Genomic DNA, 17,231 nt, shown 5'->3' on the forward strand with positions numbered 1-17,231 from the left:
CATATAGCCTTGAGTTTAGCGCAACAGTATAAAGTAGCCCGGAAGTACCTGCGGTATTATTTTACCGCCGGTAACCGTCATGATGTACATTCTCCTTTTGTATTTTCTCTGATAGAGGATGTATTGCGCGACAAGCGGCCACAGGCCGCTTTCGGGGAAATAGAACAGTTGCGCAAGGAGCTGTTGCAGAGCCGGGAAACCTTGCAGGTCACTGATCTGGGCGCCGGCTCGCTGGTATCTGCCGGCAATGAGCGCAAGGTGAGCGACATCACCCGCTACGCTGCGAAACCTCCTAAATTCGGACAGTTGTTTTACCGGCTCATCCAGTATCTGCAACCTAAACAATTGCTGGAGCTGGGTACGTCCATGGGCCTGTCTACCGCCTATATGGCCAAAGCCGCGCCCGGTGCGCAAGTGGTGACGATAGAAGGATGCCCTAATATTGCTGCGCGTGCCCGTAAAAATTTTGATGCGCTCCATCTTCACAATATCAAACAGGTAACCGGTAATTTCGATACGGTGCTGCCCGCCGTGCTGCGCGATATGCAGCGCCCCGATTGGGTATATATCGACGGCAACCACCGCAAAGAGCCTACCCTGGCCTATTTCAGGCAATGCCTGCAATATGTGCATGAACATACGGTGCTCATCTTCGATGATATCCACTGGACGGCAGATATGGAAGCCGCCTGGGAAGAGATACAATCCAATGAACAGGTAACTATGACCATCGACCTGTTCTTTATCGGGCTGGTGTTCTTCCGCAAAGATTTCAAAGTAAAGCAGCATTTTACGCTTAAATACTAAACTTGCAATAACCCTTTACAGGTAGTATATTCGGAGAAAACTATCCTTATGCATCATCTCCGCAATCTCCTTGCTATTTGCGTGTTATTGATCGCCGGCGCTGTACATGCGCAGGATCTCAGCGCCTATAGCTACGAATCGTTTAGCCGTCACGGTGATACCCTGAATTACCGCATGCTCACCCCGCTCAGCTATGATATCCAGAAAAAATACCCGCTGATCATTTTCCTGCATGGCGCAGGAGAAAGAGGATGGGATAACAATGCGCAGCTGTTACATGGCGGTACCTGGTTCCTGAAAGACAGCATCCGCAAAGCGTTCCCGGCATTTGTGATCTTCCCGCAATGCCCGCCCAACACCACCTGGGCGCCCATGAATGTGAAAATGGATTCCACTAAAAAGCGGGTGGTGGGTTTTGACTTTCCGCTGAATCAAAACACGGTGCCTGCCACGTTGTTGAAATCGCTGCTCGACAGTTTACTCGCTACCGGCCGGATAGATACCAAGCGGGTCTACATCGGCGGCCTCTCTTTAGGTGGTATGGGCACTTTTTATATGATCACGAGATATCCTGATATGTTTGCTGCCGCATTCCCCATCTGTGGCGCTGGTAATGTAGCAGAGGCGGGCCGCTTCGCCGGCAAGGTACCCATATGGATCTTCCATGGCGGCAGTGATCCGGTAGTGCCGGTGCAGGCCTCACGCGCTTACTATGAGAAATTACAATCGCTGGGCGCCAAAGTGAAGTACACCGAGTTTCCCGGCGTAGGGCACAACAGCTGGGACAACGTTTTCGTAGAACCCGGCGTAATACCATGGTTGATGGAGCAGAAGAAATAGCAGGGGGATTTACGGATTTATGGATTTATTGATTTATGGATTTATGGATTTACGGATTTGTGGCATGCTTCAGATCCGCCACAAATCCATAAATCAATAAATCCATAAATCAATAAATCCGTAAATCAATAAATCCGAAAATCCCTAGTTTAATAACCTCCTAGTGTTCTGTATAATGTTACCATGCCTTGGTATACGTTCCGGCGGGCGGTGACGAGGGCTAGCTCGGCTTCCAGTACGCTTTTTTGTGCGGTGATCACTTCGAGGTAGGTGGCGTAGCCAGTGGTGAAGAGGGTGTTGGCTGTAGATACGGCGTCCTGCAATACAGCTACCTCCTGACTTTTCAGTTGCCATGTTTCCTGTTCGTTGGCTATTTTGCTGAGCGCGGTGGCTACTTCCTGGTAACCATTTAATACTATTTGCTGGTAGTTGTAGAAGGCGGTGAAAGCCTCTGCCTTGCTGATGTTGAACTGTGATTGTAATTGCTGCTTATTGAAGATGGGGACGGTGAGTCCGCCGATGGCGCCCCAGGCGATGGAGGCCGGTTCAAACAACAGACCTGCCTTGAAGGCATTGAAGCCGCCGTAAGGAGTGAGAGTGAGTGCCGGGAAAAAGGCTGCCCTCGCGGCTTTCACATCGGCTTGTGCGGCAGCCAGCTCAAATTCAGCGCGTTTGATATCCGGCCGTTGCAGTAATAGCGTGGTTGGTATACCCTGCTGTATGGCGGGTGGTAATGCCTCTTCTGCCGCTACACTGCTGCGTTTCACTGGTTGCGGCAGTTTGCCGGTGAGTGCATTGAGTTGATTTTCGGTGGCTGTGATCTGCTGTTTTATGCCATATTCCAATGCACGGGTGCTGAGGAGTTGTGCTGTGAATTGTTGTACAGCCAGTTCTGTGGCCCGTCCGCCAGCTTTTTGAACAGTGACAGTAGCCACCGCTGCCTCCTGTAGCTTGATATTTCTTTTGATGATGGCCAACTCATGATCCAGTGCGATCAGTTCATAATACAGGCCTGCAATGCCGGCTACGATCTGTGTGCCGAGCAGCTGGCGACCCTGACTGGTGGCCAGGAAACGCGCATGGGCAGCCACTTTCTGTTGTCTTAGTTTTCCCCAGAGATCTATCTCCCATGAACTGCGGAGCCCCGCAAAAAACTCCGGTGTGGGCGAAGGGATATGTTGGTCTTCGCTGATGTTGGGAGAAAGATTGGTATCGTAATTACCTACACCGTTCATCGTATAATCGCCGTAGCGGTCTATGCCGGCGCTCAACGAGCCATTGATATGCGGCAGCCAGGCCTTTTTAGCCATCATGAGTTGTTGCTGTGCAATAGCCACCCTTTGTGATGCTGCCAGCAGGTCAAAGTTGTTGTGCATAGCGGTATCGATGAGGCGGCGCAGATCAGGATCGTTGAACACTTGCTGGAAGTTGGCCAGCGAAACCGTGTCTGTAGTGGTTTCCGGCAATTTCACCGCTTCGGGAAGCGACAATTGTTTAGGCGTGTTGCACGCACCGATGGCGGTGGCCAGCAGCAGTGCGTATAGCCATTTACGTGAGTATGTTGTGTGATCGTTATTCATTCGTATATGCTTTAAGTTCAACCTTCTTTTTCGGGACCATGGATGCGAAGAGCACGTATAATCCGGGTATGACGAGCACACCGAACAAGGTGCCGATGAGCATGCCGCCAGCGGCGGCCGTACCGATAGAACGGTTGCCCATGGCGCCGGCGCCGGAGGCGATACACAGCGGTATCAGGCCGGCGATGAATGCGAAGGAGGTCATGAGAATAGGCCGCAGACGCGATACCGCCCCGGCTTTGGCAGCTTCCGGTATGCTGGCGCCGTGTTTGTTTTTGAGGATCGCAAATTCTACGATGAGGATGGCGTTCTTACCTAATAATCCGATCAGCATTACCAGCGCTACCTGTGCATAGATATTGTTTTCCAGTCCGAGTATTTTGAGAGAGAAGAAGGCGCCGAAGATGCCGGCAGGCAGTGAAAGTATCACTGGCAGCGGTAACAGAAAACTTTCGTATTGTGCTGCCAGCAAGAGGTATACGAATACGAGGCAGATGAGGAAGATGTATACTGCCTGGTTGCCGGAGAGGATCTGCTCGCGGGTCATGCCGCTCCATTCGTAGCTGTAGCCGCGCGGCAGTTCTTTTGCCGCCGTTGCCTGTACGGCGCTGATAGCCTCACTGCTGCTATATCCCGGAGCGGCGTCGCCATTGATCATGGCGGCGGTGTACATGTTGTAGCGGGTGAGTTGCTCGGGGCCGTATACTCTTTCCAGTTTGATGAAATCGGCATAGGATACCATTTCACCGCGTTCGTTCTTTACATGCAGCTGGAGCAAGTCTTCCGGTTTGGTGCGGTAACGCGGGTGTGCCTGTACCATCACTTTGTACATCTGTCCGAAACGGATGAAGTTAGAGGCATAGAAGCTGCCCATCAGCGTTTGGAGGTTGCTCATGGCATTGTCGATGCTGACGCCCTTTTTGGCTGCCATGGCCTGATCCACGTGTATCATATATTGCGGGAACTCCGCGTCGAAGCTGGTGAAGGCGCTGCCGATTTCGGGGCGCTTTTTTAATGCGGCGATGAAATTGTTCGTGACCTGTGCGGTTTGTTGCAGGTCGCCACTGCCACTGCGATCGAGCAGGCGGAGCTCGAAGCCGCTGGAATTACCGAAGCCTGGTACGGTGGGCGGCGGGAAGAACTCGATAGTAGCATCTGCAATATGCGAGGTCTGATCTTTCAGGCGTTTGATGATATTTTGTACAGATGCCTTGCGGTGATCCCAGGGTTTCAGGTTTACCATGCCCATGCCGTAAGAAGCGCCAGCCACCTCGTTTACAAGGCTGTAGCCTGCCAGGGTGGATACCGACTCCACTTCACCGAAAGCAGCTGCGATGGCTTGTATCTGGTCGAGTACTTCTTCTGTACGCTCTACTGTAGCGCCCGGAGGTGTTGTCACATTGACATATATTATACCCTGATCTTCGGTAGGGATGAAGCCGGAAGGCAGGATGGCGCTCATGCCCCAGGTAGCGATGAAAAAGAATACCAGGGCTGCGAGGGTGATAAATCTTCTCCCTGCTATCTCGCCAATCCACTGTGCATATTTATTTTCTGTGGCCTGGTATCCTTTGTTGAAACCTGCGAAGCACCTTTGCAGCAGGCTTTTCCGGGCGCTGATGCCGGGGCTGTGTTTCAGCATGATGGCGCAGAGTGCAGGCGTGAGCGTTACCGCATTGATACCTGATATCACGATGGAGATGGCCAGTGTGAGTGAGAACTGACGATAGAAAACGCCCACTGGCCCGGAGAGAAAGGCTACCGGAATGAATACCGCCGACATCACCAAAGTAATGGCCACCAGGGCGCCGCTGATCTCTTTCATGGCTGCCAGCGTGGCTTCCAGCGGAGGAAGGTGTTCTTCATTCATCTTCACATGCACCGCTTCTACCACTACGATCGCATTGTCTACTACAATCCCGATGGCGAGTACCAATGCAAATAAAGTGAGCAGGTTGATGGAGAAGCCCATCATCTGCATAAATGCGAGCGTACCGATCAGCGCTACGGGTACGGCCAGCGCGGGTATGAGCGTGGAACGGAAATCCTGCAGGAAAATGAACACTACCAAAAATACCAGCAGGAAGGCTTCGAAGAGCGTGCGTACTACTTCATGTATAGAAGCGTCGAGAAAACGGGATACATCGTAATTGAAGTTATAGCTCATGCCGGGCGGGAAGGAGGTGTGCTTCATCTCTTCCATCTTTGCTTTCACGTTGTTGATCACCTCGCGGGCATTGGAGCCGGGCCTCTGTTTGAGCATGATGGAAGCCGATGGCCGGCCATCGGTTTTTGATACCATGCTGTAAGTGAGCGAGCCGAACTCTACATCGGCAATATCTTTAAGATGCAGTACTGATCCGTCTTTCCCGGCACGGATCACGATTTGCTCATACTGTTCCGGTTCAAAAAATTTGCCGGTATAGCGCAATACATATTGCAGCATCAGCGGGTTTTTATCGGAGCTCTCGCCGGTTTTTCCGGGCGCGGCTTCGATATTTTGTTTGCGGATAGACTGTATCACTTCTTCAGCAGCAACGTTATAGGCCAGCATGCGGTCGGGTTTCAGCCATACGCGCATGGCGTATTCCTTGGCGCCCATGATCTCTGCGCGGCCAACGCCATCGATACGTTTGAGTTCCTGTAGTGCGTTGATGTCGGCGAAGTTGTAAATGAACTGTTCATTGAGTGTGGTATCGGTGCTCATAAGGTTGAGATAGAGCAGCATACTGTTCACTTCTTTTTCGGTGGTAACGCCGGCTTTGATCACTTCTTCTGGCAGTTCATCGATGATGGTGGCTACGCGGTTTTGTACGTTTACCGCGGCCTGATCGGGGTCGGTGCCTACCTGGAAAAATATTTGTATCACCGTGATACCATCGTTGCTGGATACGGAAGACATGTACGTCATGCCGGGAACGCCGTTGATGGCCCTTTCCAGCGGAGTGGCCACGGCTTTGGCGCATACTTCTGCGTTGGCGCCGGTGTATTTGGCCGTTACCGTAACGGATGGCGGCACAATATCAGGGAACTGGGTAACGGGCAGCGTGAACAGCGCCAGCAGCCCTACCAGCGTGATAATAAGCGATATGACCAGTGACAGCACCGGCCTTTTGATAAAAGTGTCGAACATGATGGTTGATTTCAGCGATAGATTATAAGCTCAGTAAACTGTCCATGGATACGGCTTGCGGCCTTATCTGCATTCCGTCGCGGATATTGCGGACGCCTTCTACTACTACATGTTCGCCAGGCTGAAGGCCTGATTGTACGATGTAGAAATGTGCGAAGCGCGCCTGCGGGGTGAAGTTTTTCATCTTCACTTTGTTGGCGGCGTCCACTACGAAAACGTAGTTTTTATCCTGCATTTCAAAGACGGCTTTTTGCGGGATGATGATGGCGCTATCCATTTCCGTGGTGAGCCGTACCTTGCCGCTGGCGCCATGTTTGAGCAGTTTGCCTGGATTGGGGAAGCGGGCGCGGAAGGCGATGGAGCCGGTATTTTCTTCGAACTCGCTTTCCATGGTTTCGATCTTTCCGCTATGATGATAATCTGATCCATCGGCCAGTACCAATTGTACCTGGCGGTAGTTGTTGTCGCCGTTGGCGAGGGCTTTATTATATTGGAGGTATTCAGTTTCGGAGACGTTGAAGTAGGCATATACTTCGCGTGTATCCGATACCGTAGTAAGGAGGGCGCCTTCGCTGATGAGGCTTCCTTTTTTGAGTGGTATGCGGTCGATGATGCCATCGAAAGGTGCGCGGATGCTGGTGTAGGAGAGACGCATGGCGGCATTGCTGGCATTGGACCTGGCCTCGTCTATTTTAGCTTGTGCCGCGGCGAGACGGGCATTGGCCACTTCAAGTTCGGAGGCGGCAATCACGTTTTTATCGACCAGCAATTTCACACGTTCTACTTCCAGTGCGGCGGCCTTCGATTCGGCTACGGCGCTGCTGAGCACCGCTCTGGCTTTGGCCAGCTCGGCACTGTATTCGGCATCGTTAAGACCGAAGAGCAGCTGCCCTTTCTTCACTTCCTGTCCTTCATCTACATAAATTTTATCAAGAAAACCACTCACCCGCGCTCTGATCTCCACGTTCTGTACAGCCTGTATATCGGCCACATAAGAACGGTGCAATACGGTGTCGGTGGTGATAAGTGTGGTGACAGGCAACAGTTTTAATTCTTCTTTGTTCGTGCTTTCACCTTTAGTGGCACAGGCGGCCATAAAAAGGGCGACAAGCGATGTATATATCCCTGTATATTGACGCATAGCAATAAGATGTTGTTTCCGGTGATGACCGGAATGAATGAAATCAAAAAATAAAAATGCCGGGAAGAGGGCTTGCGTCAAAAGGGAGTGAACCGGAAGAGGAAACTATAGTAAGTGGGCAGAAATGCTTTCTGGACGCGGTATTCGCCGGTTTTATCAACAGGGAGGCAGCTGCTGTTAGCTATCGTATTGGTATCGATATAAGCAACCCTGTTGTCGAAAGAGAATTGTTGAGAAGATGCGGAGATGTAGAATCTCGTTTTACGGCGATGCTTGGTAGCATATACATAATCAGGAAGATCATCATCCGGTTCGATGTGAACGGGTAATTTCGCGAGGAGATTTTCAAAATAATCCTGCCGGGCTTCCTGTATACTGATCTCCTGGAGCAGCGTGTGCCGGTGTGCGGCCACAGCAGGCAATATACCGGCTGCCAGCTGTATGCACAGCAAGAACACAATATAGGTCCATCTGATCAGATGCTTATTCATGAGCAACAAAAATAAACATTTTCGGATTTATTGATTTACGGATTTATGGATTTGAGGATTTGGTGGGAACGGCAAATCCCAAATCCATAAATCCATAAATCCAAAAATAAAAAAATAAAAAAGGGTTGGCTTTTTTCAAAGGCCAACCCACCACTCAGCACAGGATTGAATTGTTAACTATTTGATCGCCTGCATGGCGGATTTGGCTGCTTGTATGGTTGCGTCGAGGTCTTCAGTAGTGAGCGCATTGCTCATGAACCAGCTCTCGAAAGCAGATGGCGGCAGGTATACGCCGCGTTCCAGCATGGCGTGGAAGAAGCGTTTGAATAATTCGTTGTTGGCGGCAGATGCGGCGCTGAAATCGATGATCGGGTATTCGGTGAAATGTACGCTCAGCATAGATCCCAGGGTATTGATGGAGTATACTACGCCGGCGGCGCCGAATGCTTCGCGGAGGCCTTTCACGAGATAGTCGGCTTTTTCCTGTAGCTGTTGATAGACCACGGGATTATCATTCAGTGTTTGCAGGAGGGTATAGCCGGCGATCATGGCGATGGGGTTACCGCTCAAAGTGCCCGCCTGGTATACTTTTCCGGCTGGCGCCAGGTTTTCCATGATTGCTTTCGGGCCTGCTACGGCGCCTACCGGCATGCCGGCGCCAATGATCTTGCCGAAGGTGACGAGGTCGGCACGGACGCCTAACAATTCCTGTGCGCCGCCGCGTGCGAGGCGGAAGCCGGTCATCACTTCATCAAAGATGAGCAGGATATTGTGTTGGTCGCACAGCTGGCGCAGCCCTTCCAGGAAGCCCGGCTGTGGCAGGATACAGCCCATGTTGCCGGCTACCGGTTCCACGATGATCGCAGCGATCTCGTCGGGATGATCGGCAATGAGCTGTTCTACAGCGGGAAGATTGTTGTATGGTGCGGTGAGCGTATCTTGTGCGACGGTGGCGGTAACGCCGGGCACAGATTGTATGCCCAGTGTGGCAACGCCGCTGCCGGCGCTCACGAGGAAGGCATCTGCGTGGCCGTGGTAGCAGCCTTCGAACTTGATGAACTTGTTACGGCCGGTGTAGCCGCGTGCCAGCCTGATGGCTGTCATGCAGGCTTCTGTGCCGGAGTTCACCATGCGGATCATATCGATATTGGGCACCATGCCCACGATCAGTTCTGCTATTTTGATCTCCAGTTCGGTAGGTGCGCCGAAGGAAGTGGAAAAAGTGGCATATTCCTGAATGGCCTTTACCACAGGCTCATAGGCATGGCCGAGGATCATAGGCCCCCAGGAGTTGATATAATCGATATACCTGTTGCCATCCACATCATACATGTAGGCGCCTTTAGCGTGCTGCATGAATACGGGAGTGCCGCCCACGCTTTTGAATGCACGCACGGGAGAGTTTACACCACCTGGTATTACCTGTTTGGCCCGGCCAAATAACATTTCACTTTTGCTATACATGAAAAGAAATAGTTTTATCGCAAGATAATCAATTATAGATTGAGCAGGCGGACAGCGTCTTTCGCGAAGTAGGTGGCGATGAGATCGGCGCCTGCGCGTTTGATGCTGGTCATGCTTTCCAGGATGGCTTTATCTTCATTGAGCCAGCCCATTTTAGCCGCTGCCTTGATCATGGCGTATTCGCCGCTGACATGGTACGCACTAACGGGAACGGTTGTACGATCTTTGATGATGCGTATGATGTCAAGATAGGCCATCGCGGGTTTCACCATTACGATGTCGGCGCCTTCTTCAATATCCATCAGTGTTTCCTTGATGGCTTCGCGGGAATTGGCATAGTCCATCTGGTAAGTTTTTTTGTCGCCGAAGCCGGGGGCGGAATCCAGTGCGTCGCGGAAGGGACCATAGAAGCAGGAAGCGTATTTAGCGCTGTAGGACATGATACCGGTTTTATCGAAGCCATTTTCTTCGAGGATATTACGGATGGCGAGGATGCGGCCGTCCATCATATCGCTGGGCGCTACGAAGTCGGCGCCTGCCTGGGCATGACTGAGGCTCATGCGTGCCAGCACTTCCACGGTGGCGTCGTTCACGATCTCGGTGCCGTCCACGATACCATCATGACCGTAGGAAGAATAAGGATCGAGGGCTACATCTGTCATCACTACCATTTCCGGGATCGCGTTCTTGATGCCGCGGATCGCGCGCTGCATAAGGCCATCGGGATTTACAGCTTCAGTGCCTTTGTTATCTTTCACATGATCGGGCGCTTTTACAAACAGGAGCACACTCTTGATGCCCAGGCTCCACAACTCTTTCGCTTCTTTGATCGTAAGGTCCAGTGAATAACGGAAATAACCAGGCATAGAACTGATCTCTTCCTTCACATTTTCTCCTTCTGTAACAAATAACGGAGCGATGAAATCGCCGGGTGTCAGTATTGTTTCTGCAACCATCGCACGGATGGCGGGAGAGGTTCTTAGGATCCGGTTTCGTCTGATCATAATATTTTCGAATTTTTTGATTTACGGATTTTTTGATTTGATCGCAGTGTGATTGTCTTTTGCTGTTTTGTCTGTTGCATTGAAAATAAGTACCAGCTCAAGTGCTTCCTTTTGCAGCTTGTTGATTATTTCACCGGTGATTATTTTTGCTTCATTCAAAATTTGTAACCAATACAATGATTCATCTGCTTCTTCCAATACTACTTTTATCTTGTATATAAAATCAGGTTTTGATTTGGCCCTGCATGCAGCGCGGTAATTGGCTCCTACGCTACCTGCCGATCGAATCAGCTGCCTTCCGATCTCATATGCAGCAATACCTCTTGGTAATTGATCACAAAGTTTGATGACGGCAATGTGAAATTGCTTGGTCCTTTCCAGTAATTGGTGCTTGTTCATGATAAGGTAAATGGTTGGTTAACAAAACATATCACCAAGTTAACATTTACTTATCAAAACATTCCAATCGCTTCCATCCAAATTCTCACATTCACAAATTCTCACATCCTCACATCCTCACATTCTCACATTCCAATCGCTTCCATCCAATTCTCACATCCTCACATCCTCAAATCTCTAAATATTTATCCAGTCTCTCGGCTTCAACAGCTCTACCAGCTTGGCTTCTGGGCTTCCGGGCTGCGGATGGAAATCGTATTCCCAACGCGCTATTGGCGGGAGGCTCATGAGGATAGACTCGGTGCGGCCATTGGTTTTCAGGCCGAAGAGAGTGCCTCTGTCGTGGATGAGATTGAACTCAACATAACGGCCACGCCTATACGCTTGCCAGTTTCTGTGCGCCTCGGTGTAGGGGATATCTCTTGTCCTTTCTACGATAGGCAGATAAGCGTGGAGGAAGGCTTCGCCATTGGCTTTCGCGAAGCGGAAACATTCTTCCGCGCTACGGGTATCGCTCGGGCGCAGGTAATCGTAAAAGATGCCGCCGATGCCGCGGGCTTCGTTATTGCGGTGTTTATTCACAAAATATTCATCGCAATGCTGTTTATATTTTGGATATAATTCTTCTCCAAAAGGATCGCAGGCATTTTTGAAGGTGCGGTGAAAATGGCTGCCATCGGCCTCTTCGAGGTAGTAGGGAGTGAGGTCGGCGCCACCGCCAAACCAGCAGTCTTTCAGGCTGCCATCCTGATCATACAGTTCAAAGTAACGGAAGTTGGCATGTACAGTGGGCACAAAAGGATTCAGCGGATGTATCACCAGCGAGATGCCGCAGGCCATGAAATTACTGTTGGTAACGCCAAATTGCTGCGCCATCACTTCGGGTAATACACCATGCACCACGGAGGTGCTTACGCCGCCTTTTTCAAAAACATTGCCGTTGGCGATTACGCGGGACCTGCCGCCACCGCCGCCGGGGCGCTCCCAGTGGTCTTCCCGGAAGGTAGCCTTGCCGTCGATGCGCTCGAGCGACTGACATATTTCATCCTGCAGCTGGTGTATGAATGCGATGAATTGATCTTTGATTTGCATGATCAGCCATGTGCTTTTACGGTTTCAACAAATGCTTTGGCATGGTCTACCGGTACATTGGGCAGGATGCCGTGGCCGAGGTTGGCGATATAACGTTGGCGGCCAAAGCCTTGCAGCATCTCTTTTACGGCCTTTTCAATTTCCGGGATGGGTGATAATAATTTCGCCGGATCGAAGTTGCCTTGCAAGGTAACGTTGTTGCCGGCAAACTGGCGTGCCAGCGCTGGTTTGATGCACCAGTCGAGGCCAAGGCCATGTGCGCCGGTGGCGGCCATCTCTTCCAGCGCAAACCAGGCGCCTTTGGCGAAAACGATGGTCGGGCAAACTTCTTTCATCGCCGCAACGATCTGACGGATATATTGGAGGGAGAAGGCTTCAAAGTCTTGTGGACTGAGCAGCCCGCCCCATGAGTCGAAAACTTGTACCAGGTCGGCGCCTGCGGCCACCTGGGCTTTCAGGTACGCGATGGTGGTGTCGGTGATCATCTGTAGCAGTTGGTGCGCTACGGCTGGCTGCTGGTAGCAGAAGGCTTTGGCTTCATCGAAGGTTTTGGAGCCTTTGCCTTGTACCATGTAGCAGAGCAGGGTCCAGGGAGCGCCGGCGAAGCCGATCAGCGGCACGCGGCCGGCGAGGGTTTGTTTGGTAAGTTTCAGCGCATCGAAAACGTAATGCAGCCTTTCGTGCACATCAGGCACACAGAGGCGTTGCAGGTCCTGCGCGCTTTTCACGGGCTCGGGGAGGAGCGGGCCGATCTTTTCTATCAGCTGCACTTCCATGCCCATGGCCTGTGGTACAACGAGGATATCGGAGAAGATGATGGCTGCATCTACGCCTACCTGGTCTACGGGCATCACCGTGATGGCGGTAGCGAGTTCAGGATTTTCGCAGCGTTCAAAGAAAGAATATTTATCACGCAGTTTGATGTAATCCGGCAAGTAGCGGCCCGCCTGGCGCATCATCCATACGGGCGTGCGGGAAACGGTTTCGCCTCTCAGGGCTTTCAGCAGTAAGTCGTTCTTCAATGCGCTCATTCGTAGCAGTTAATGATTGTTAAAATATGATGCAGCTGCTTGCAGGATGCTGTGGGCATCGGTGCCAGGGCTGACGATGATTTCGTTGGATGTATGTTCCTTCAGTGCGGCGGCGGTAGTACGTCCGATGGCGAAGCATATGGTGCTGGCCCCGGGCCTGTTCATGCTGAAAAAGCTGCTCACTGCACTGGGACTGAAAAACAGTATGCCGTCGTAATGCTGCTGTACAGCGGCCGGGGCAGGACTGTTCTCATATATGACGTATTCGTTTACGGTAATGTTTGCCTGGCGTAGTATGGATGGCAATTCGTCTCTTCGCTGCGTACCGCAAAAGAAGTTCACTTCGTGTATGCTTCCCCGTTGTATGATCATTTCCGCCAGTTCTTTGCCATAGGGAGCGGCGGCGAGTATTTCGCAGCCGGGGAAAGCGGCTTCCGCGTGTTGGCGGGTATTGCCGGAGATGCAGCATATGCGGGCATTTCCGGGCGGGCGGCCATGCAGGAATTGTTGCGCCAGTATATCCACCGCATGCATGCTGGTGAAGACGAGCGGCTGGCTGCTGATGTGGCCGATGTTGGCAGTCAGGGCAGGATTATCCAATGGCGTGATGCGGATAAATTCCTGTATGTCGATGATCAGGCCCTGGCGGAGGGCGTTGGCCACGAGGCTGTGGTCCAGCGGCCGTGTGCATAATATGCGATGTTGATCATTTGACATTTCTGATTTGCGCTACTATTTCAGCGCCGCCCTGCGCCATGATCTCTTCAGCGGCGGCCTGGCCGAGGCCGGCGGCCTTGTCTGCAGCCACTTCGCGGGAGGTGCTGAAAAATTGTGAACCGTCAAGACTGCAAAGTTCGCCTCTGAAGTGAACGGTATTGTTTTGAATATAAGCATACGCGCTGATGGGGGTGGTGCATCCGCCCATGAGGGCGCGTAAAAAATCGCGTTCTATCTTTGTTGCCAGTGCGGTTTCGGCATGATTGAAAGGAGCGCAGGCCTGGCGGCAGAAGGTATCATCTTCGCGGCAAACGGCTACCACGGCGCCTTGCGCAGGGGCGGGGAGCATCCAGTCGAGTTCGATGGAATTTTCCGGGCGGATATTGATCCTTTCCAGTCCGGCGGCGGCGAAGATGGCGCCATCCCAGTTTTCGGCGCTCAGCTTCTGCAGGCGGGTGTTTACATTGCCGCGGAGGTTATGCAGCTGGTGCTGCGGATATTGGCGCAGCCATTGCGCGCTGCGGCGTACACTGCTGGTAGCGATGTGTGCGATATATCCGGGTATGTGCAGAAAATCGGTATTGTGTTTATACACCAGCAGATCTTTCACCGGGCCGCGTGGTAATACGGCGGCTTGTACGATCTGTTGTGGTAATTGTGTGGGCACATCTTTGAGGGAATGCACGGCCACGTCTATACGATTATTGAGCAGCGCGAGGTCGAGGCTTTTGGTGAAGATGCCTTGTACGCCTATTTCGTACAGTGGCGTAACCAGGTCAATATCGCCTTCGCTTTTAATGGGCACCAGTTCGGTGCGGTAACCTTGTGCGGTCAGCAGTTCATTCACCTGGTTTGCCTGCCACAGTGCCAGCTGGCTTTCTCTTGTACCTATCCTGATAACTTTGTCCATCGTGCTTATTCCTGGTTAACGCCTGTCTCGAAAATATCATTGATCATGGCGATGTACTGGTCGCTCTTGTCGGTTTCCTTGCGCACTTTGCCGGCCATGAGGTTGATCATTTTTTGGATGATACGGGAAGATACTTCTTCCATATCTTCTATCTTCAATGCGACGCCATTCTTTTGTTGTTGTATCTCGCGCGTATGTATCTCCTGTAATTTCTCTTTCACTGCTTTCAATACTACGGCATGTTTGCGCATTTTGTACCAGTAGAGGAATTCGGCCATGTGCTCATCGATGATGGCGATGGCTTTGGGAACCTCTCCCAGCCTGTTTTGCAGCGTTTCGTCCTGCACTTTGGAGAGCTCATCTACATTCACGAGCGAGATGTGGGCGAGATCGCCAACGGCTGCTTCTACGTTGAAAGGGATAGAGAGATCTACCACCAGTTTAGGAGAAGTATGTTGCAGGTGATGTGCGAGCACGGTAGGTTGTGGTGCGTTGGAGGCAACGAGTATCACATCGGCTTGTTGTAATTCATCCACCAGGTTTTCATACGGCGCGTATCGCAGGCCGTGCTGACCGGCGAAATCGGCGGCTACCTGCATGGTGCGGTTGATGAGCGTTACGGATTGTACGCCGAGGTATTCGATCATGTTCTTGCAGGTGCTGCGGCCTATCTTGCCTACACCTACGAGTACGATCTTTTTATTTTTGATGTCCGGCATTTTGCGTTCGAGCATGCGCACGGTGGCAAAGGCCACAGATACGGTGCCGGCGCTTAAACCGGTTTCTGTTTTAATGAGTTTGGAAACTTGCAGTACGCTGTTCACCAGCCTTTCGAGAAAGCTGCCGAGGGCATTGCTGGCCTTTGCAAACTTCGCTGCGTTGCGGATCTGGCCGATCACTTCGTAATCGCCGAGTATCTGTGAATCAAGGCCGGTACCTACCTGGTACAAGTGACGGATGGCCTCTTCTCCTGATTTGGTATAGGCTAATTCCAGCAGCTGGTCACGATCCCCGTGTGTGATATCACACAGCAGATCGATGAACTGGCCGGCACTTTCGGCGAATCCGTATATTTCCGTTCTGTTACAAGTGGAGAGTACAAAGAGATCATCTAATTGCACAGTCCTGGCACGCTCCAGGAGTTGTTGGTATTGGGCCGGATTGATGGCGTATAATCCCCTGATAGCAGCGTCTGTTTTCTTATAGTTGATCCCAACGATATGAAAATTTGCTATATCTTTTGAATGACTGACCTGCATGTTTTGTATTAGCTTCCGGCTGCAAAAATACTTGCATACGCCGCAAACAAAAGGCTTTAGGCTGTCATTAGTGTGTCATTTCTCCTACTGGTAATCTGCTCCGCCAAAAAATGATTTTTATCAGGTTTTACACGCAGTAGCGGCGGGGGCTGTGATGCGCACGGATATACGAAATATATTCCGCGCGTTCCTTACAAACGCATGACAGAACACCGTGCAGTAATTGTTTTCATCGATCCCGTCAATATCTTGAATCAATATCTTTTATCTGATAAACAGTTATTTTTGCAGCAATCTTTACAAATTGCATGGTATCTAAATCTGAAGTAGGAATTGTACTGATGAATCTGGGTTCTCCCGATTCTACGGCAGTACCGGATGTGAAGCGTTATCTGCTTGAATTTCTGATGGACAAGAAAGTGATCGATTATCCCTGGCTGATGCGCAAGCTGCTCGTAGGTGGTGTGATTGTACCGAAGCGCGCAGAGAAATCAGCGGAAGCGTATAAGTCTATCTGGTGGGAAGAAGGTTCTCCATTGATCGTGCTGACAAAACAATTACAAAAAGCGGTACAGCATGATACCGAGATGCCCGTAGCAATAGCCATGCGTTACGGCAATCCTTCGCCGGAAGCGGCTTTCAACGAGTTGCTGGCGGAACATCCGGGCTTGAAGGAAGTGATACTGCTGCCATTGTATCCGCACTATGCGATGTCGTCGTACGAAACAGCAGCAGAATATGCCAAAGATATCTACCGTAAAAAGAAATATACCTTCAAACTGTCGGTGGTGCCGCCGTTCTATGACGAGCCGGACTACATCGCCGCAGTGGCGGAAAGCATGCGGCCTTACCTGCAACAGGAGTATGATTATGTACTGTTCAGTTATCACGGAGTACCGGTAAGGCATATACGAAAAGGCGATATCACCGGCAAGCATTGTTTGCAAGTGAATGATTGTTGCCATGTGAAATCACCGGCGCACGAATTTTGTTATCGCCACCAGGTCACGATCACCGCGGAGCTGGTGGCAGCGAAGCTGGAACTGCCAAAAGAGAAATGGGGGGTCTCCTTCCAATCGCGCCTGGGCCGGGAAGAATGGCTGCAACCGTACACTGCCTCGATGTTTGAAAACCTCCCGAAAGAAGGAAAGAAAAAATTACTGGTCGTGTGCCCGGCATTTGTATCTGATTGCCTGGAAACACTGGAGGAGATAGCGGTAGAAGGCAAGCACTCGTTCATCAGCAACGGGGGCGATAGTTTCACGATGATCCCGTGTTTGAATGTACATCCTTTATGGGTGAAGGCGATCGTGAAGTATTGCGCCCATGTGATGCAGCAATAAACTTTCTAAAAAACCCGTCC

15 protein-coding genes are annotated in these 17,231 nt (G+C 51.3%); 3 read left to right on the forward strand and 12 right to left on the reverse strand.

The genetic code is table 11. The features are described from left to right. Positions 1 to 9 precede the first annotated feature (9 nt). Complete coding sequence (locus tag FPG75_RS11355) at positions 10 to 807, forward strand: O-methyltransferase (protein WP_143306974.1); 798 nt, start codon at positions 10 to 12, stop codon at positions 805 to 807. A gap of 48 nt (positions 808 to 855) precedes the next feature. Beyond that, on the forward strand, positions 856 to 1,647 hold the full coding sequence (locus FPG75_RS11360; RefSeq protein WP_143306975.1) for a carboxylesterase family protein: 792 nt from the start codon (positions 856 to 858) through the stop codon (positions 1,645 to 1,647). Positions 1,648 to 1,796: 149 nt separating this feature from the next. Here FPG75_RS11360 and FPG75_RS11365 read toward each other — a convergent pair whose 3' ends face one another. The 12 genes from FPG75_RS11365 to hemA all read right to left on the reverse strand — a co-directional run bounded on the left by FPG75_RS11365 (position 1,797) and on the right by hemA (position 15,868). Beyond that, positions 1,797 to 3,227, reverse strand: a complete 1,431-nt coding sequence (locus FPG75_RS11365) for a TolC family protein (RefSeq protein ID WP_143306976.1) — start codon at positions 3,225 to 3,227, stop codon at positions 1,797 to 1,799. Further along, positions 3,220 to 6,360 (reverse strand): efflux RND transporter permease subunit, encoded by a 3,141-nt coding sequence (locus FPG75_RS11370; RefSeq protein WP_143306977.1) that lies wholly within the window; start codon positions 6,358 to 6,360, stop codon positions 3,220 to 3,222. Before FPG75_RS11370 ends, FPG75_RS11365 begins: the two co-directional genes overlap by 8 nt. 22 nt (positions 6,361 to 6,382) lie before the next feature. Continuing rightward, complete coding sequence (locus FPG75_RS11375; protein ID WP_143306978.1) at positions 6,383 to 7,501, reverse strand: efflux RND transporter periplasmic adaptor subunit; 1,119 nt, start codon at positions 7,499 to 7,501, stop codon at positions 6,383 to 6,385. Between the two features lie 77 nt (positions 7,502 to 7,578). Beyond that, a complete protein-coding gene (locus tag FPG75_RS11380; RefSeq protein WP_143306979.1) occupies positions 7,579 to 7,992 on the reverse strand; it encodes a hypothetical protein in 414 nt (137 codons plus the stop codon). Between the two features lie 177 nt (positions 7,993 to 8,169). Further along, a complete protein-coding gene (hemL, locus tag FPG75_RS11385; protein ID WP_143306980.1) occupies positions 8,170 to 9,456 on the reverse strand; it encodes a glutamate-1-semialdehyde 2,1-aminomutase in 1,287 nt (428 codons plus the stop codon). Between the two features lie 32 nt (positions 9,457 to 9,488). Next, entirely contained in the window at positions 9,489 to 10,460 is a 972-nt protein-coding gene (hemB, locus tag FPG75_RS11390) for a porphobilinogen synthase (RefSeq protein ID WP_143306981.1), read from the reverse strand. Between the two features lie 21 nt (positions 10,461 to 10,481). After that, positions 10,482 to 10,859, reverse strand: a complete 378-nt coding sequence (locus tag FPG75_RS11395; RefSeq protein ID WP_143306982.1) for a four helix bundle protein — start codon at positions 10,857 to 10,859, stop codon at positions 10,482 to 10,484. 177 nt (positions 10,860 to 11,036) lie between these two features. Beyond that, positions 11,037 to 11,951 (reverse strand): oxygen-dependent coproporphyrinogen oxidase, encoded by a 915-nt coding sequence (gene hemF, locus FPG75_RS11400; protein ID WP_143306983.1) that lies wholly within the window; start codon positions 11,949 to 11,951, stop codon positions 11,037 to 11,039. A gap of 2 nt (positions 11,952 to 11,953) precedes the next feature. Then, on the reverse strand, positions 11,954 to 12,982 hold the full coding sequence (gene hemE, locus FPG75_RS11405) for a uroporphyrinogen decarboxylase (RefSeq protein ID WP_143306984.1): 1,029 nt from the start codon (positions 12,980 to 12,982) through the stop codon (positions 11,954 to 11,956). A gap of 9 nt (positions 12,983 to 12,991) precedes the next feature. Beyond that, entirely contained in the window at positions 12,992 to 13,699 is a 708-nt protein-coding gene (locus FPG75_RS11410; protein ID WP_143306985.1) for a uroporphyrinogen-III synthase, read from the reverse strand. Next, positions 13,689 to 14,609, reverse strand: a complete 921-nt coding sequence (hemC, locus tag FPG75_RS11415) for a hydroxymethylbilane synthase (RefSeq protein WP_143306986.1) — start codon at positions 14,607 to 14,609, stop codon at positions 13,689 to 13,691. The genes FPG75_RS11410 and hemC overlap by 11 nt, the downstream gene beginning before the upstream one ends. A gap of 5 nt (positions 14,610 to 14,614) precedes the next feature. Beyond that, positions 14,615 to 15,868 (reverse strand): glutamyl-tRNA reductase, encoded by a 1,254-nt coding sequence (gene hemA / locus FPG75_RS11420; protein WP_143306987.1) that lies wholly within the window; start codon positions 15,866 to 15,868, stop codon positions 14,615 to 14,617. Positions 15,869 to 16,176: 308 nt separating this feature from the next. Here hemA and hemH point away from each other — a divergent pair, with 308 nt between their 5' ends. After that, positions 16,177 to 17,211 (forward strand): ferrochelatase, encoded by a 1,035-nt coding sequence (hemH, locus tag FPG75_RS11425; protein WP_143306988.1) that lies wholly within the window; start codon positions 16,177 to 16,179, stop codon positions 17,209 to 17,211. Positions 17,212 to 17,231 lie beyond the last annotated feature (20 nt).

This window comes from Chitinophaga vietnamensis (assembly GCF_902167635.1).
Taxonomy (GTDB): Bacteria; Bacteroidota; Bacteroidia; order Chitinophagales; family Chitinophagaceae; genus Chitinophaga; species Chitinophaga vietnamensis.

Bases quoted from the DNA above. Each gene is read 5' to 3' on its own strand.
- FPG75_RS11360 (WP_143306975.1), top strand. From the start codon at position 856: ATGCATCATCTCCGCAATCTCCTTGCTATTTGCGTGTTATTGATCGCC.
- FPG75_RS11365 (WP_143306976.1), bottom strand. From the start codon at position 3,227: ATGAATAACGATCACACAACATACTCACGTAAATGGCTATACGCACTG.
- FPG75_RS11370 (WP_143306977.1), bottom strand. From the start codon at position 6,360: ATGTTCGACACTTTTATCAAAAGGCCGGTGCTGTCACTGGTCATATCG.
- FPG75_RS11375 (WP_143306978.1), bottom strand. From the start codon at position 7,501: ATGCGTCAATATACAGGGATATATACATCGCTTGTCGCCCTTTTTATG.
- FPG75_RS11380 (WP_143306979.1), bottom strand. From the start codon at position 7,992: ATGAATAAGCATCTGATCAGATGGACCTATATTGTGTTCTTGCTGTGC.
- hemL (WP_143306980.1), bottom strand. From the start codon at position 9,456: ATGTATAGCAAAAGTGAAATGTTATTTGGCCGGGCCAAACAGGTAATA.
- hemB (WP_143306981.1), bottom strand. From the start codon at position 10,460: ATGATCAGACGAAACCGGATCCTAAGAACCTCTCCCGCCATCCGTGCG.
- FPG75_RS11395 (WP_143306982.1), bottom strand. From the start codon at position 10,859: ATGAACAAGCACCAATTACTGGAAAGGACCAAGCAATTTCACATTGCC.
- hemF (WP_143306983.1), bottom strand. From the start codon at position 11,951: ATGCAAATCAAAGATCAATTCATCGCATTCATACACCAGCTGCAGGAT.
- hemE (WP_143306984.1), bottom strand. From the start codon at position 12,982: ATGAGCGCATTGAAGAACGACTTACTGCTGAAAGCCCTGAGAGGCGAA.
- FPG75_RS11410 (WP_143306985.1), bottom strand. From the start codon at position 13,699: ATGTCAAATGATCAACATCGCATATTATGCACACGGCCGCTGGACCAC.
- hemC (WP_143306986.1), bottom strand. From the start codon at position 14,609: ATGGACAAAGTTATCAGGATAGGTACAAGAGAAAGCCAGCTGGCACTG.
- hemA (WP_143306987.1), bottom strand. From the start codon at position 15,868: ATGCAGGTCAGTCATTCAAAAGATATAGCAAATTTTCATATCGTTGGG.
- hemH (WP_143306988.1), top strand. From the start codon at position 16,177: ATGGTATCTAAATCTGAAGTAGGAATTGTACTGATGAATCTGGGTTCT.